Raw genomic sequence first — 15,232 nt, 5'->3', positions numbered from 1 at the left:
TCATACTCCAAAGGGTGTGTTATTGCAGGGATGGAGGTAGGCTCTTTCGCGATTTTCCAGAGCGATTAATAATAGCATTCACTTTTCTTTCTCCCGGTGGAGAAGAATGTTGAGTAAGCGTGTAATTATAGAACTTGCAGCGCTTTTGAAGGGTAGAAATGGGATTGAGCAAATAGCTTCCTTCACTGTTTTGTAGATGCTTATATAAATCAGGCATTGCTTTAGGGCTAGCTATTTCACCCAGTACATCTGCTGCACTAGAACGAACACCAGAGTATTTGTCTTCAAGAGCTTTAATTAATGGCTTAACTGCTGCTTTTGCTCGAATTTCACCCAGTGCTTCCACTGCTTTAAGGCGAACCGAATCGCCTTCATCTTCTAAAGCTTTAATTAATGGTTTAACCGCAGCTTTTGCTTGGATTTTACCCAGCGCTTCTGCTGCTTTAAGACGAACCGAATCGCCTTCATCTTCAAGAGCTTTAATTAATGGTTTAACTGCTGCTTTGGCTCCGATTTCACCCAATGCTTCTGCTGCACTAAAACGGATATAAGAATTTTCATGTTTTAAGGCTTTAACTAAAGGTTTAATTACTGCTTTTGAGCGGTTTTTAACCAGCTCATCTGTTGCCCTCCAACGAACAGAACGATCTTCATTCTCTAGGGCTTTGATTAACACTTTTATCACTGCTTCCGACTGGATTTTGCTCAAAGTTAGTACTGCACTAGGACGAATATCAGAGTATTCATCTTTTAAAGTTTTAGCTAACGGTTGAACCGCTGCTTTCGACGGAATTTTATTCAACGCCTCTACTGCTAGCCAACGCACCTCAGAGTCTTTATTTTCTAAAGCTTTAATTAACAGTTTAACCCCTGCTTTTGATGAAATTTGTCTCAGTGCATATATTGCATTACAACGAACATAAGAATTGTCATCTTCTAGGGCTTTACTTAACGCTTGAATCATTGCTTTTGATGGAATTCTACCCAGCAATTTTTCCGCTCTCACACGAACAGAAAAATCGTCATCTTCTAGACCTTTGTTTAATGCTTGAACTGCTACTTTTGATGGAATTTTTCCGAGTGCTTCTACTGCCCGTAAACGAACAGAGTCGTCTTCATCTTCTAAAAGTTTAATTAACGGTTGAATTACTGCTTCTGAGGGGATGTTACCCAGTGCAGATGCCGCCATATAGCGAACAGAATTGTCTTCATCTTCTAGGAGTTTAATTAATGGTTGAATGGCTACTTCTGACCGAATTTGACCCAACGCATATATCGCGTTACGACGAACAGAAGAAGCTTCAACTTCTAGGAATTTAATTAACGGTTGAACGGCTATTTCTGAGCGAATTTTACCTAGCGCTTCTGCTGCCTTAGAACGAACTTCAATATACTCATCTTCTAAGGCTTTAATTAACGGTTCAACTACTATTTCTGACTGAGATTCACCTAGGGTTTCTGCCGCCTTAATACGAACATAATGATGTTCATTTCCCAGAGCTTTTAATAACGCTTGAATTGCTGTCAACAGCGAGATTTTATCCAGCGCTTCTATCACCTTCTGACAATGAAACCAGCCTTCATTTTCTAAAACTTTACTTAAAACATGAACCGCTGCTTCTGACGAAATTTGACCCAGCACCTCTATCGCCCTTAAACGAACAGAGTCATCTTCATCTTCTAGAAGTTCACTTAATGCTTGAACCGCTGCTTCCGATGGTATTTTACCCAGCGCCTCTACCCCCCTAGAATGAAGATAGGAGCCTTTATTGTTGTCCAAAGTGTGTCTTAACAGTGGAATGGCATAGTCAGAACGGGTTATACTCAAAAGCGCAATCTTCAGCTCTTGAGAAATTTCTCTAGCGTCTATTAAAGCAATCGTTTGCTCCTGAAACTCTGGTTTTACGGCTCCTGCCAGCCTTGCTCCCAGTTGCAAATCCACCTCTAAGGCTAACTCGACCACTCGCAGTGCCTGCGCCTCATCTTCCACCAACTCCAGCATCAGTGCGAGGGTTGGAGTCCATTTAAGATAATTCAGATAGTCTCGTTTCAGCCTGTCCCCATCCTGAATCAGGTGCGGTAGCTGTTTGAGCAAGCATTCTGCGGTGTAATATTCCTGAATCAGTTGGTGTTGAAATTCAATCTGGTCATTTGCTCCCAGTTGAATCAGGTGATGCTTGAGTAAATCCTCAATCCACGAGAAGGCGCAATCCTCCGGACAATTCACCTTACCTTGCAGAAATTCTATTAGCACGGCTTCGGCTTGATGTCTGGAAAGCACGACTTGCAACTGTGTCAGCTCATTGCCGTTCGTCATCATCCAGGCTAGGTGTTCCAACAGTTGGGGGCACCAACGGCGATACTCATTGGCAACTGGGACATCTTGAAAAAGCTTGCGGTCATAACGATTAGCGAACTGGCGAAACATTAAACCCAGGTTGGGGGGTATTTTGTTGCTGTTATCAACAAATACAGAACACAACATTTTTAACAGCAGTGGTGTTTGCCCGAACTCCCGCAAGCGGCTCCCCAACTGCCTCAACATCTCCTCCTCCTGCCCCGACAGATAGGCTAAGGAAAACTGCCGTATTTGCTCCTCCGTTAGGGGTTGCATCTCCAGCTTCCTGTCAATGTCGAGGTCGCCCTCTCTGCCCAAATCCTGCGTCGTGAAAACCATCGGTGTGTGTGGATTGTCCAGCCGAAACGCTTTCAAATCTTGCCGCGCTTCTTCAGATGGCAACTCGTTGAGACCATCCAGTAATATCAAGAATCGCCCCTGAAATAGCAGTTCGTCTATCTCGGCATCTTGCAACCACAAGCCATGCCGCCTTAAGAAATCTTGGATTAAACTCAGCACCGAACTTTGGTAATACCGAAGTTTTACTAGCACGGGAATTTTGGGAAGATCCTCCCCTGCCACCTTTAACAAGGAGGGGGTAAGAGGTTGCTGTTCTTCCCCATCTCCCTGTCTCCCTCTTTCCTTCTGGGCTTCCTCCAACAACAACCGCGCCAACGCCGTTGATTTCCCCGAACCCGGACGCCCTACCAACAAGACGTGTTCCGAAGCATACTTTCGCAGCCCTTCCAGAATACTCAATCGCTCCACTCTCTGTTGACTATTGCCTCCCCTCTGGCTGTCAGGCTGAATCTTTTGCACCATGAGAGTAAAATCCAACAATAGTGATGATGGTTTCGAGCCTTCCCGCTTTTGCCCCTCCCAATTCATAATCGTGTAAACGTTCCACCATTGGGCGTAAGCGTTGCAGAGTGAATCTAAATAGGAATTCCAGTTAACCATGCCAATATGCTTGAATCGAGATGCTTTATATCGCTACAAGGGCTATTCCATTATTTCCAAGTCTTATTGAAAACCCATAAGGTGTTGTACGTTGTTAAGCAGACTTAAGGCAACTCACAAAATTTTAATTACCACAAGAAAACTTCAGTCAACTTCTGGGGCTTTTTTTCTGAATGGCATTAGTGGATTTTAGTCATTCAGCCAGTCGCTCACCAAAAACTTTCGTAATTTCTTCTAAAGATTCGTCAGATAGTTTCTGCAATATTTCAGCAAAGGCTTCCGGACGAACTTCCCACCGGCGATTAGACAGGCACTCGATTATCAATTCTCGTCGTGTTGAGCGTTAAGAGGGGTCTATTTAATGATGTGTAACTTGAGGTACTCACTATGACAACATTTCTGGAGCGATACAAAAGCGGAGAATACGAGCAGGTGTGGGATGAATTGTTAGCAAGAGGCTCATCGATTAGGAACGAACCACTGCTAGAAGATGCCCTTGCTGTTGCACGGGAAACGATGGCTAGAACTCGAACAAACATCGAAATGCTAATAGAGCGTCTCCAGGCAATAAACTATGAATTTGAAGACCCTGGAATTGTTTTCATACCGCCACAACTAGATATTCGCGAGCAGATAGCCTCCCTGGAAAGCCTTGCTGGAGTAATACCGCTATCACTTCGAGCTTGGTACGAGATTGTGGGAACAGTTTCTTTAAGGGGTTTTCATCCTGACTGGGGCAATTTCTTTGCTTTTGCGCTCGTTGTTGACCCGCTTGATTATGTACTTGTGGAGTGTGATACTTGGAAATACGATTGCAATGAAGAACCATTTCAGTTTCCGGTCGCTACACGTCCTGACGGTGGAATCCCTTATGTTATTGAGGTGCCTAATGCCTCAATTGATGCGCCTTTGTTGGAAGAGCTGCATAGCACTACCTTCGTCAATTACCTGCGGATTTGCTTTCGCTGGGGAGGATTTCCTGAATTTGAGAAGTACCGAAGGGATAACGAAATATACCTAAAACATTTCCAGAAGCTCAAGAATAAGGAAGCCATCCCTAACAAAAAATCCTTGGAGAAAAACATAAAAGATACCGAATCTCGTATCCAAGCAATTGACAGTATAATCACCTATTTAACTGAAGATTTGCTCCCACTATAAACTTTTTTTGTGAGCAACTCTCAATCGCTAAGGAAAAATTAGGAAGACAAAGACCTTATAGGAAGTCAATAATTCTACTAATTGATTAATGAACAACCTCTCAAGAATTAATAAAATAGCTTCCTATAACAGGAGGCTTAGCTGCGCTAATTATCTCCTGGTTTTTGATAAGGAAGCATAATTTGTTTCAGATGAACGATTACGCGCAATAAATTCCTGCATTGTTCATCTGAGTTAAAGCAGTGCGTCGGAAAGAATTGTTTCTAAGGCAAGATTTTTCATACCTTCCTCTGCAATTAGAGTGGAAGAAGGATAAAAAATACCCCAGCTAGAAGAGCCAGGGTACAAATAGCATCGAAAACTAATTGCAGTCGTATCACTGCATTCACTCCACATTTTAGGGGTTGCAGCTAGTTACGCTCAGTCCTATCAAAAATTTAAGTACAGGATACAGTAGCGTTCCTCTGTAGAACTGTTACGGGCAATACTTCGTAGTGACTTTCCAATCAACGCTTGCAAAGCGAACCTTAACGAGGCGGACGTAGTTAGAACCAATATATTAACTAACTAACCTCACAATATGTTGTTCTATCACCTTTTGATTTCCAGGGAGGCTCCTGAATTATTGGCGATATTTGGCTAACAAATCGTTAAATTAGATTGACAAAATACCCCTGTTAACATTCCTGTAATCGGCAATATGGGCAGCAGTTTTTTAACCGAAATGAGTGGCTGGTCATCAAAGAAGCCAGCGACATATCCTGGTTCTGCCGCTGCTGCGCCTTGCCTTCAGTTCATTAGTAGCGACTATACCGAGGCAGATGGATGGTCAGTGTTGCACAGCAGACAGATGATAGTTAGTTTTTATTTGATTCCGTTCCGAAAACTTAAAGCTTTGCAGTGTATCAGATACAAACAAACCAACTCACGCTCAAAAAACCTGACAAGGTTTTCAACTCAAAGCTCTCATCGCTTAGAAGGATAAGTATTAGAATTGAAGCTATTCAAAAGATTGAGAAAATCAATATTAGCTTGGTTGCTCTTAGGTGTAGCCGCGACTCTATTGATCAGTGTCTTACCATTAATTGTCTCTCTAAATGGTAAGTTTCCTTTCTCAAACTCTCCCCCATCTGTTGATTTGAACTCGGCTGTAGGTGCCGATTACACGCATCTGGACAAACTATTGCAGCAAGGGTTATGGAAAGAAGCTGACCAGCACACTTTCCAAAAGATGCTGGAAGTTTCTCGACGAGAGCGTGAGAAATGGTTAAGTGTCCAAGACATTAAGAATTTTCCTTGTGAAGACTTGGGAACGCTTGATCAACTCTGGGAAGTCCGCAGCCAGGGACGTTTTGGGTTTAGCATCCAGCGACAACTCTGGATAGATTTAGGTGGTGGGGCGTATAGCGCTGCTGCTGCTACAAAGTTTGGTGAACACGTCGGTTGGCGGAAACACGGAAGATGGCTCCCTTACGCTCAACTAATGTTTCAATCCGATGCTCCTATTGGTCATTTACCAGCCTCAACTGGAGGGGGTGTTAGTGGTGGCGTGTGGGGTGGAATAGCATCCTTAGCAGCTCGAGTGTCATCCTGTTCCTTAGACACGGCTCCAGGCAAGCGGCTAGAAGACGGTGAGAGTGAGAAAGATACAACTTGGGCAAACCTAGAAGCACATTTAGCCAAGCGGGAATGGGTTGCCGCCAACTGGATGACACTACATCTAATGGAAAATATTTCTAACCAGGGCAAAAAGTATGATGGAAGTAGACAAACTGTTGATTTGAGTACTTTTCCCTGCCCAGAGTTAAGAAAGATTGATCAACTATGGCTGAAGTATTCAGAAGGACGACTTGGATTTAGCGTACAGCAAAAATTTTACTTACAAACAGGTAATAAGCAAGGTGAGTTTCACCCAGAAAAGTACGATACTTTTCAAGAAGCCATTGGATGGGCTACTGGTGGTCGCCCTGAACAAGAGGATTACGATTTAAGATTTCCCTCAGTTATTCCTCAAGGCTATTTTCCCAATAGTCTGGGCTATGACCGCACAACTTTTGGCTCTGGTTTTTTCCACCAATGGCGGGCTTCTCTGAATGCTGAGTGTAACCTTTGATCTACTTGCGCCGATGGAATATATTTTGTAGCGATAACTTATTGAATAGATTTAACATAGTGAATCGCTTCAGCAATATTGCAGATAATCATCATCGGGAATCTTGCAGCATTTCCCTAATTAAATACAATCCCCGCTTGCATAGAGACTGAACGCGATCGCAGACTATTTTGACACAATAAGACAGTCAAGAAGCTTTCACCAACTTTCGTAGGTGAGCTGCTCGTTTGCCCAGTTAGTTTCCTCAAGAAATTCACTGAATGTTGTCAAGAGTCCAGAAAATTCTTCTTCCCTCAAGTGCTTAACATTGGCTTGATAACTGTCAGATAACAAATTTTTTGTCGTTATTAACACATTAGTGTCGTTAATCCATAAACCTTTCAAATCTTTTACAGTAGGGGTTATGGGCTAAGTAACACTTTAGTAAGGATTCTTCTTTAAAGCCATAATTGTCTTAACTCCAGCTTTTTTTCATCCAAATATATCTAGGCTTTGGTAGCGATAGAAACACTCAACGACAACAATTTGTTAAGACGACAAATAATCTGTTATTCGACAGCTTGTTTGGAACAAAGAAGGCAGGAATAGTACTCCTATAGACTAATGGTGCAGTGGCATCTGATTGTATGAGGTAAAGTTTAGATGCATATTCAGCCCAATCAAACTTTTCAGTGCCTCTATACTTTCACTGGGCATTCCGCTCAAGTTAATAGTGTCGCTTTTAGCCCGGATAGCCAAACCCTTGCTACGGGTAGTGATGATTGCACAATCAAGATTTGGCGCTTGAGTAGTGGAGAAGTGTTAGATACCCTTACTGGTTATTCCAGTCCCGTTGGTTGTGTCGCCATCAGTCTGGATGGTCAAACTCTTGCAAGTTGCAGTGCTACTCCGAACCTGTATCTTCATGGATATCACCCCGATTGGGATAACACAATTAGATTGTGGAATTTTAAGACAGGGCAACAAATCGGGAACCTTACTGGACATTCAGACACAGTCACTGCTATCGCCATTAGTCCGGATAGCCAAATTCTGGTTAGTGCCAGTTGGGACAATACAATCAAAGTATGGGATCTGCATACAAGAAACCAGCTCCAAACCTTATTGACTGATTATTCAAGCAGTCTCAACCTTCATCCCATTGCCATCAGCCCAGACGGTCAAATCCTTGCTGGTGAAACTCAGGGGAGTATCGGCATTTGGAATTTGTCATCTGGTGAATTGCTCTACGTTATGCGTGGAGAAACACTTGGGAACACCTCATTAACTTTCAGCCCTGATTATCAAACTCTTGTGAGTGGCAGTAGGAACGGTATAGTCAAACGGTGGAATTGGCGCACCCGCGAATTGCTACATACCTTCGCTGCACATTCAAGCACAGTTAATTCTGTTGCCATTAATCCTGATGGTACAGTCCTTGCCAGTGGCAGTGATGACAGCACAATCAAGTTTTGGCGTCTAGATAGTGGAGAATTACTCAGCACTCTTACCTTTTCGACAGGAGTTAATGTGATCGCCTTTAGCCCTGACGCTCAAACCTTGATTAGTGCCAGTGACAGCACAATCAAATTGTGGATAGTGGATTAGTCACCCTAGCTTGCTGCTCTTGGAGAATCTCAATTGCAGAATGCTCTAGTGATAGCCCCCTATTCCCCGATTCTCAGTCTTGAGCATTGTACGGACAAAGCTCTTATAGCGTATAACCCTCTTCTGTCACTCTCTGGGAAGGCAATCTTCAAAAGCTTTATTAGTTAATCAATACAAGCTATCGTCTAGGTTAGCCTCAACTAGCTCGACTCCTGCATCGAGCATCTTAGAGAGGGAAGGCCGATTGGGGTTAATTTTTCGAGTTATAGCACGCAGGTCGGTAACTCCCTGTTCAAGAAATCCCGCGAGCGTATTTCCGCCAGTGCCTCCAGTTACACCAATAAGCAGAACTTTCCCGATTTTCAGCTCTGTGCGTTCGGGATAATCGGGGACTTTCGCTTCCATTTTTATATTCCTTACTTTAGATTTAATTTAAATTTATCGATTGCGTCAAAGCCATCATCAGTCAGAACAATTATTGCGTCAGAATCTAATGCTATTCAAAACGTTGAGAAAAAGGGTATTGGCTCGGTTCATCGTCGGGGCAGTTGCAATGGTATTTGCAATCGCCCTACAACCCCTACTGCATCCAAGCCTAGCAACTCCCCCTCAATTACCACCCAATGTCCCCGCACCCTCTTCATCAATACCGCCGTGCCTACAATCTTGCCCAAAGCCACGCCTCTTCATCCCGCCTGCTAACCGTTTTTCTGAAGGGCTAGCCTCTGTAATGATTGTGAATCAAAATGCTTATCAATATGGTTACATAGACCCTAGTGGTAGGGTCGTCATTGGGCCACAGTTTGACTATGCTGATGACTTTTCCGAAGGATTGGCCGCAGTAACCATTGGCGCTAAATCCGGTTATATCGACAAAACGGGTCGCGTAGTTATCCAGCCTTTATTTACGATGCCCTCTTCCTTTTCAGAAGGGCTAGCACAAGTAAAAATTGGTAATAAGTATGGTTTTATTGACAAAACGGGCTTAATCATTATCCAGCCGCAATTCGATTTTGATCAGACTGATAACTTTTCCGAAGGTTTAGCACGAGTCAATATTAATGAGCAGTGGGGCTTTATTGACAAGACAGGCAAAATCGCGATCGCGCCGCAGTTTCAGTTTGCTTCTCCCTTTTCCGAAGGGCTAGCAGCAGTAAGAATAGGCGGTAAATGGGGCTATATCGACAAAACGGGCAATATCATCATTGAGCCTCAGTTTTATATTGCTTCTGACTTTTCGGAAGGACTGGCAGGAGTAAGCATCGGTGATCAATGGGGGTATATCGACAAAACGGGCAATATCGTTATCAAGCCCCAGTTTGATGGTGCTTCTGGTTTTAAAGAAGGACTGGCACTGGCAACCATTGACAATAAATTGAACTATATTGACAAGACGGGCAACATCGTTATCAAGCCGCAGTTCAAGTATGTTTCAGACTTTTCCGAAGGATTGGCAGTAGTAACAATTGGTGAGAAATCAGGCTTTATTAATAAGACAGGAAAGTTTGTTATCGAGCCAAAGTTTCAGGATGCTTCTAACTTTTCGGAAGGGCTGGCTGCGGTAGAGATAGGTAATCAATGGGGCTATATCGACAAAACTGGGAAAATAGCTATTAAGCCACAGTTTGGTTTTGAGCGCGAAGGTCTTAGCCTCCCACCACCTCGACTGTAAGGGAGGTGTAGTGAAAACGAATCAAGATCAAGACTAACTCAAACCATCGTTATTTTCAGGCGATCGCCTTTCCCGCCGTCTCCGCTTCAAATCTTCAGCCAGCCCTTATATCCACCAGTTCTCCCTCCTCCCACGCTTCACCATGCGGTTTAACTAACCGTTGTGCAAGTTTTTGGAGTTTGACATTTGAGGGAGATCGCCTATTCCAAGTCCAACTCCACAAGTTTAAGCGTTCGCGCATTAGCTGAGGCTAAGACAAGGATTTGAATTACTCCTTCTGACTAATTAGCGCTACAGCTAGGGCTAAATCTTCCGGGGAAGGTTCGCAGTAACGCTTTGTGGTTTCCAGACTTTCATGCCCAGCGAGCGCTGCAACCATTTCCAATCCAACACCAGCGTCGATTAAATTTTTACAAAAGGTATGCCGGAGGGAATGGGGCGAGAAATCTTCCAAATTGCCTTTGTATTTTTCAATCAGACTTTGGATACCGCGAGGGGTGAGTTGCCCCCGCTGCCCAACTGTACAGTGACTTTTTAATTGTCGTGGAGACATATTAGTGTCGTTAAAGCAGCAAAGCTAGACTTAGCTGCTTTTGGGCTTGGAGCCAGGGCACGCAATCGTTTGGAGCTGATGATAGGTCGCTCGTGCAAACTTTCTCTGCAATCTTGCAGTAGAGCGACTTTGCGCGAGCGACACAAATTTGTCTCGATGTCATTTTATTTGGCACTGTACACCCCTGGTACATTGGGATTGTCCGGAGTGCGGGTGGATGGATGATAGTGTGTGAGGTGCGATCGCACTTGGCAATTCAATGAACAATTCAGAACTTATCGACCAACTAAAATCAGCATCCGATGGCTAGTATAAGATTGTGATCGCTCCCCTTTCTTTAGTTCGCTTCGGGTAACGAAGGTGATTAAATAGCTTTCTAGAATGTTACTTCTGATAAGTAAATGAGTCGCCTAGCTGCGAAAACTCTGGTGCTGACAATACCGCTGCCACTGACTCAACACCCGGCGGCGGTATATTTGGACGGACTGGCGGATGGTTCCAGACCGACGATGCAGCACGCACTCGATGCGATCGCATCTCTCTTGACGAACAATCAGTGCGATGCGATGACACTGAATTGGGCAGCGCTGCGCTATCAGAATACTGCGGCTATCCGCACGGCGCTGATGAAACGATACGCCCCGGCGACAGTGAATAAGATGCTGTGTGCGTTGAGAAGAGTGCTCAAAGAGGCGCTGAGATTGGATTTGATGGATGCGACTGATTATGCTCATGCGGTGGATTTTCCGAGCGTAGCGGTCAAAAAAGGACTCAGAGGACGGGCACTGAGTCAGGATGAAATTGCTGCGCTCTTTCAGGTGTGCGTTGATGACGCAACACCCACGGGTGCTAGAGATGCGGCACTCATCGCTATTTTGAGGGGCGCTGGATTGCGTCGGGCTGAAGCGGTAAATCTGGATTTGAAGGACTTTAACGCCAGCCGCGGTCAGCTGGAAGTGCGCGATGGGAAGGGGGGGAAAGATAGAACTGTGTATCTGTCGAGTGTAGCGAGCGCTCTCGTGGAAGATTGGCTTGTTGTCAGAGGCTTGTCACCGGGTCCGCTATTATGTCCCATCAGGAAAGGCGGACGGGTGGAACGGCGACGGATGACTCCCCAAGCGGTGTTATTGATTGTGCAAAAACGCGCGAATGAAGCTCTTGTAGCAGCATTTTCTCCCCACGATTTTAGAAGGACGTTCTGCTCAGACCTCCTTGATGCTGGGACTGATATTGTCACGGTGCAGAAACTCGCAGGACACGCTTCACCCGTGACCACTGCCAAGTATGACCGACGCGGGGAAGAAACGAAGCGTAAAGCTGTGGAGCGGTTGGAGATTCCTTACACTCGGCGAGGGTGAAGGTGCGATCGCTTCATCCTTTAGTTATGTCGTTTGAAGGGGTAATGACCCAAAAGTCAGGACGAAGCTACAGTAACCGGACGCTAAAAATTCTTTGGGGGCGTGCTGCGGGGCGTTATGCAGTTCCATCCTATCGAATTGAACTGTATGCAGATGCTACCGACTACGACACTATCGTCATCATTGGTGAAATAGCGCATATAGAAGCCTCAAGTGATTCAGGTCCACGTGCAAACAAAACCCTGGCTAAAAAGAGCGGGATGAATACGACAATCTCATTTTGCTTTGTCAAAACTGTCATACCCGTCTTGATGGGCAAAAAAATACAAACTCAGTTAAGTATATAAAGCAACTTCGTAGCGACCACGAAGCCTGGGTACGAAACAGCTTACCTGAGCGCGGCAGAATCACTACAGGATGGGCAACGATACTTCTACAAGGTTCACACCCATTTGGCTTAGAACCTGCAATAGCCTAATAGCCGCCCTCATTCCAGATTTTCCTTCAGGCGATCCCCTCGTTGTTAGAGTAGAACCTGATAAGAGTCATGGCAAAGTATACAGACGCGACTAGCAGAACACGTTAATACATTGCTTAACACTAGCGGGCCTTTTGATTTTAGGCTTGCTATTTTTCCTTTAGCTCCTGTTTCTGCTTGTCTTGCACTTGGCTATTACCTTACTAATTGTCCACGTGTACGCTGATTTCAGTATCATCGCGATGGCTACTCATGGTCATGGTCTAATAAAGCCTCATTTGCTAACGACATAAAAGTTACTGAGCTGACGGACATTAAGATAGCTTCTACCGACGAAATAGCAAATTGCTTTCACCTAAGACGCGACTAAGAGGTTTGAGAGATGGGACAAAAGACTAAAGCGTAATTCCCCAGAACCAGACTAAAAATGAAAGCCCCGATTAAGGAGCTTTTTAAATGCCTATTCAACAACCTTGGAAACGCGCCAAGCAGTGTGACTGCCAATCTTTTTAAATCTAGGCTTGCCCCCCTCATCATTGAGGGGAATTTTAGAAAAGGCAAAGGAGCCACGAATAAAAGTGTGTTTACCATATTTAGTAATTGGCTTAACCCCTACGAGTTTCGTCACTTGGTCAGTAGAGAGAAGCCAGCCAGCAGCCGCAGCCCTTTCCAATTCTTTGAGATATAGCAGCGGCTCCATTGGTGGTGCCACTGGCTTCAGTGCTGCGGCAATCTCTCGCACCAGTTCAATAAAATTGTCTGACGACTTGTCCAGTTGTCCACTGGACAATGCAGGCTTGTCCAGTTGCCCGGTGGACAATTCCCGCTCATCGGCTGAAATCCTTTGGAGTTGCTGGATTTCAGCCTCTACTGGCTGGGCAAAATTCTCAATCTTGCCCCCAGTTTTTAAATACTTGTCCAGTTTGTCCAGTTTGTCCAGTTGCTCTTGAGAAATCTTCCCTCGTGCTGGCTTCTGGATGTTTAAGCCCTTAATCCTATCGTCTACAGCCTGCCTGCTGCTTAGGTTGTAGCGTTCTTGTAAGCTGCTAACACTAATCAAATTTTCCATTATTATCTCAACTTGTCCAGTTGTCCACTGGACATATTTTATTTTGTCCAGTGGACAACTGGACAAAATAGCCACTCTAAAATGTCCTCAAACTGATGGAAACAGTAGTGTCCATACAAAACCCTTTGCAATTGGTTACAGGGTATCTTCGTGGGAGTGACTTACAAACCTTGCTACATCATGCTTCCAACTCAATAAACCTTTAATACAGAGGCGATTCATTGAATGAAAGGAGACTTCCTTCAGCAGGAATCGTCTTTTCATCTGCTTTACAGCCAGAAATTGTGAGTTATTACAAGGAATTGCCCTGCCAGCTCTGGAGCAATTATTGATATTGATGCTGAGCTTGTAGCCCATTATTTACCCCAAAACCAACTAACAATTATCGCGGCGGGATGACCCGCTGCGATCGCTTCCCGAACTTCTTCAAGTTTCCCAATCGGGATGACCTTAGAGTAAACCTTTCCTCTGCCTCCCAGTTGATAACGGTAGAGGTTGTATTCATAAGTTTTTAATTCCCCAGAACTGAGTTTTTTATGCTTAGTTTGAAGCTCGATTCTGCCTGATGGATTAGCTTGCCCTTTAGTAAACCTTTCCTCTGCCTCCCAGTTGATAACGGTAGAGGTTGTATTCATAAGTTTTTAATTCCCCAGAACTGAGTTTTTTATGCTTAGTTTGAAGCTCGATTCTGCCTGATGGATTAGCTTGCCCTTTGTCACATCGCCCTGGCTGACGAGTTCCTTTAGGCGATCGCTTTCTAGTCGGTTCTGGGGAATTAGTTTTAGGTTGCGCTCGGTCCGTATTCCAAACCCGCCAAAGTTGCTCTGCTGGAATGAGGACATCGCTATCAAAACCATCCCAGCGAACAACTATCAGGGGTAACTTACCTCCTAGTAGCTCCTGCTGCTGCAATCCCTGAACTGTGCCAAATTGCTGTAAGCCCTTCCGCCAACGGACACGATCGCCTATTCTCCAGACATCATCGGGATCTAGCGGTTCATCGCCCCAGCCGTCCCTTTCGTTCCACCGCACGGTGGTAAACCAGCCGCAAGCCTCACAACCATCAACAGAGTGATGACAAGTACAAGACTCGACGGAGGGCGACGGCGGCGACTCTAGGATCGAGAAGATTTCCAGCTGCTGCTCTCTGGCTTCTAATAGTTCCGCTGCCGCTCGGAACTCCAAGGGGTCTAGCCAATTCTTCGGGATGTTGTACCAATCGCTTAGGGTAGCCGGGTCTAATACCTCGCCCTTGTTGAGAAGCCCGTTCTCTCTCAAAAAACTCTCTAACCTGGTCTGTCCAGGTGGTCGCCCTTCCCCAGTCGAACTTAAGCCCCCTGGAGATTCCAACCAAAAGTACCCGCTCTCTAAGGAAGGGCGATCCAAAGTGTCCGCTGCTGATAAGAAGTTTTTCCCACCTGTAGCCGATTTGTTCAATAGCTCCAGCGAGGATTTCAAAGTATGAGCCACTTGCCCATCCGGGTTTAAAAGGGCAGCTAAGTAATCCGGGCACGTTCTCAATGCAGAAAAATCTGGGCTGCACTGCTGCGATCGCTCTGATGACGGCGGGGAAACAATCTCGCTCGTCATCGGCTCCTTTACGCTTTCCCTGGACTGAGAAAGGCTGGCATGGTGGCGAGGCTGTGATGATGTCAGCATCAGTGATGCAGCTGTATTTGATATTTGTCCAGTCCAGATGCTTGATATCTCCAAGGATTGTGCGTCTAGGGTATCGCTTGCTGAGGATGTCGCGGCAGTAGAGATTGTTCTCGCAGAGTCCAACGAGGTCGAAACCGAGTTGCAATCCGGCGAGAGCGAAGCCTGCCCCGACGCCGGAACAGAAGTCAAGTTGGGTGAATTGCTGGGTTCTCTCCACTGTGTTAGCCCTGTCCATTTTTCGAGATGTTTATCAGTGCCCTGAAATGATTTTGCAGATACGCGAT

Annotated in this window: 14 protein-coding genes; 6 read left to right on the top strand and 8 right to left on the bottom strand. The window is 45.1% G+C overall.

Going from position 1 to position 15,232, the window contains the following annotated elements; translation table 11 throughout:
• Nucleotides 1-19: 19 nt before the first annotated feature.
• Both NC994_RS22515 and NC994_RS22510 read right to left on the bottom strand, forming a co-directional pair.
• Nucleotides 20-3,298 carry a HEAT repeat domain-containing protein gene (locus NC994_RS22515; RefSeq protein ID WP_190431510.1) on the bottom strand — a complete coding sequence of 1,093 codons (3,279 nt, stop codon included), beginning with the start codon at nt 3,296-3,298 and terminating at the stop codon, nt 20-22.
• A 193-nt stretch (nt 3,299-3,491) separates the two neighbouring features.
• The gene (locus NC994_RS22510) at nt 3,492-3,623 is read right to left on the bottom strand and encodes a hypothetical protein (RefSeq protein ID WP_277881112.1); all 132 of its coding nucleotides are present in this window, start codon (nt 3,621-3,623) and stop codon (nt 3,492-3,494) included.
• Nucleotides 3,624-3,685: 62 nt separating this feature from the next.
• Between NC994_RS22510 and NC994_RS22505 the strand changes: the two genes are divergently transcribed.
• The 3 genes from NC994_RS22505 (at nt 3,686) to NC994_RS22495 (ending at nt 8,159) form a co-directional block, all read left to right on the top strand.
• On the top strand, nt 3,686-4,459 hold the full coding sequence (locus NC994_RS22505; RefSeq protein ID WP_190431508.1) for a hypothetical protein: 774 nt from the start codon (nt 3,686-3,688) through the stop codon (nt 4,457-4,459).
• A 1,012-nt stretch (nt 4,460-5,471) separates the two neighbouring features.
• Nucleotides 5,472-6,572, top strand: coding sequence for a GUN4 domain-containing protein (locus tag NC994_RS22500; protein WP_190431506.1), 1,101 nt, complete (start codon nt 5,472-5,474; stop codon nt 6,570-6,572).
• A 642-nt stretch (nt 6,573-7,214) separates the two neighbouring features.
• A complete protein-coding gene (locus NC994_RS22495) occupies nt 7,215-8,159 on the top strand; it encodes a WD40 repeat domain-containing protein (protein ID WP_190431504.1) in 945 nt (314 codons plus the stop codon).
• Nucleotides 8,160-8,327: 168 nt separating this feature from the next.
• Here NC994_RS22495 and NC994_RS22490 read toward each other — a convergent pair whose 3' ends face one another.
• On the bottom strand, nt 8,328-8,564 hold the full coding sequence (locus NC994_RS22490; protein ID WP_199299397.1) for a hypothetical protein: 237 nt from the start codon (nt 8,562-8,564) through the stop codon (nt 8,328-8,330).
• Nucleotides 8,565-8,682: 118 nt separating this feature from the next.
• Between NC994_RS22490 and NC994_RS22485 the strand changes: the two genes are divergently transcribed.
• Nucleotides 8,683-9,831: a WG repeat-containing protein gene (locus tag NC994_RS22485; protein WP_348225619.1), complete on the top strand. Its 1,149-nt coding sequence runs from the start codon at nt 8,683-8,685 to the stop codon at nt 9,829-9,831.
• A gap of 268 nt (nt 9,832-10,099) precedes the next feature.
• Here NC994_RS22485 and NC994_RS22480 read toward each other — a convergent pair whose 3' ends face one another.
• Nucleotides 10,100-10,384: a site-specific integrase gene (locus NC994_RS22480; RefSeq protein ID WP_190431500.1), complete on the bottom strand. Its 285-nt coding sequence runs from the start codon at nt 10,382-10,384 to the stop codon at nt 10,100-10,102.
• A gap of 401 nt (nt 10,385-10,785) precedes the next feature.
• Between NC994_RS22480 and NC994_RS22475 the strand changes: the two genes are divergently transcribed.
• Both NC994_RS22475 and NC994_RS22470 read left to right on the top strand, forming a co-directional pair.
• On the top strand, nt 10,786-11,742 hold the full coding sequence (locus NC994_RS22475; protein ID WP_190431498.1) for a tyrosine-type recombinase/integrase: 957 nt from the start codon (nt 10,786-10,788) through the stop codon (nt 11,740-11,742).
• Between the two features lie 44 nt (nt 11,743-11,786).
• On the top strand, nt 11,787-12,089 hold the full coding sequence (locus NC994_RS22470; RefSeq protein ID WP_348225618.1) for a hypothetical protein: 303 nt from the start codon (nt 11,787-11,789) through the stop codon (nt 12,087-12,089).
• 591 nt (nt 12,090-12,680) lie between these two features.
• Here NC994_RS22470 and NC994_RS22465 read toward each other — a convergent pair.
• The 4 genes from NC994_RS22465 to NC994_RS22450 all read right to left on the bottom strand — a co-directional run bounded on the left by NC994_RS22465 (nt 12,681) and on the right by NC994_RS22450 (nt 15,183).
• A complete protein-coding gene (locus NC994_RS22465; RefSeq protein ID WP_190416014.1) occupies nt 12,681-13,289 on the bottom strand; it encodes a hypothetical protein in 609 nt (202 codons plus the stop codon).
• A 356-nt stretch (nt 13,290-13,645) separates the two neighbouring features.
• Entirely contained in the window at nt 13,646-13,924 is a 279-nt protein-coding gene (locus NC994_RS22460; protein WP_190431497.1) for a hypothetical protein, read from the bottom strand.
• Nucleotides 13,872-14,321, bottom strand: a complete 450-nt coding sequence (locus NC994_RS22455) for a hypothetical protein (RefSeq protein WP_190431494.1) — start codon at nt 14,319-14,321, stop codon at nt 13,872-13,874. The genes NC994_RS22460 and NC994_RS22455 overlap by 53 nt, the downstream gene beginning before the upstream one ends.
• A 31-nt stretch (nt 14,322-14,352) precedes the next feature.
• Nucleotides 14,353-15,183 (bottom strand): DNA cytosine methyltransferase, encoded by an 831-nt coding sequence (locus tag NC994_RS22450; protein ID WP_190416016.1) that lies wholly within the window; start codon nt 15,181-15,183, stop codon nt 14,353-14,355.
• Between the last annotated feature and the right edge of the window lie 49 nt (nt 15,184-15,232).

It is taken from the genome of Trichocoleus sp. AS-A1, from assembly GCF_039962015.1.
Lineage (GTDB): Bacteria > Cyanobacteriota > Cyanobacteriia > Cyanobacteriales > FACHB-T130 > FACHB-T130.
This window is presented reverse-complemented; position numbering and strand designations above follow the sequence as displayed.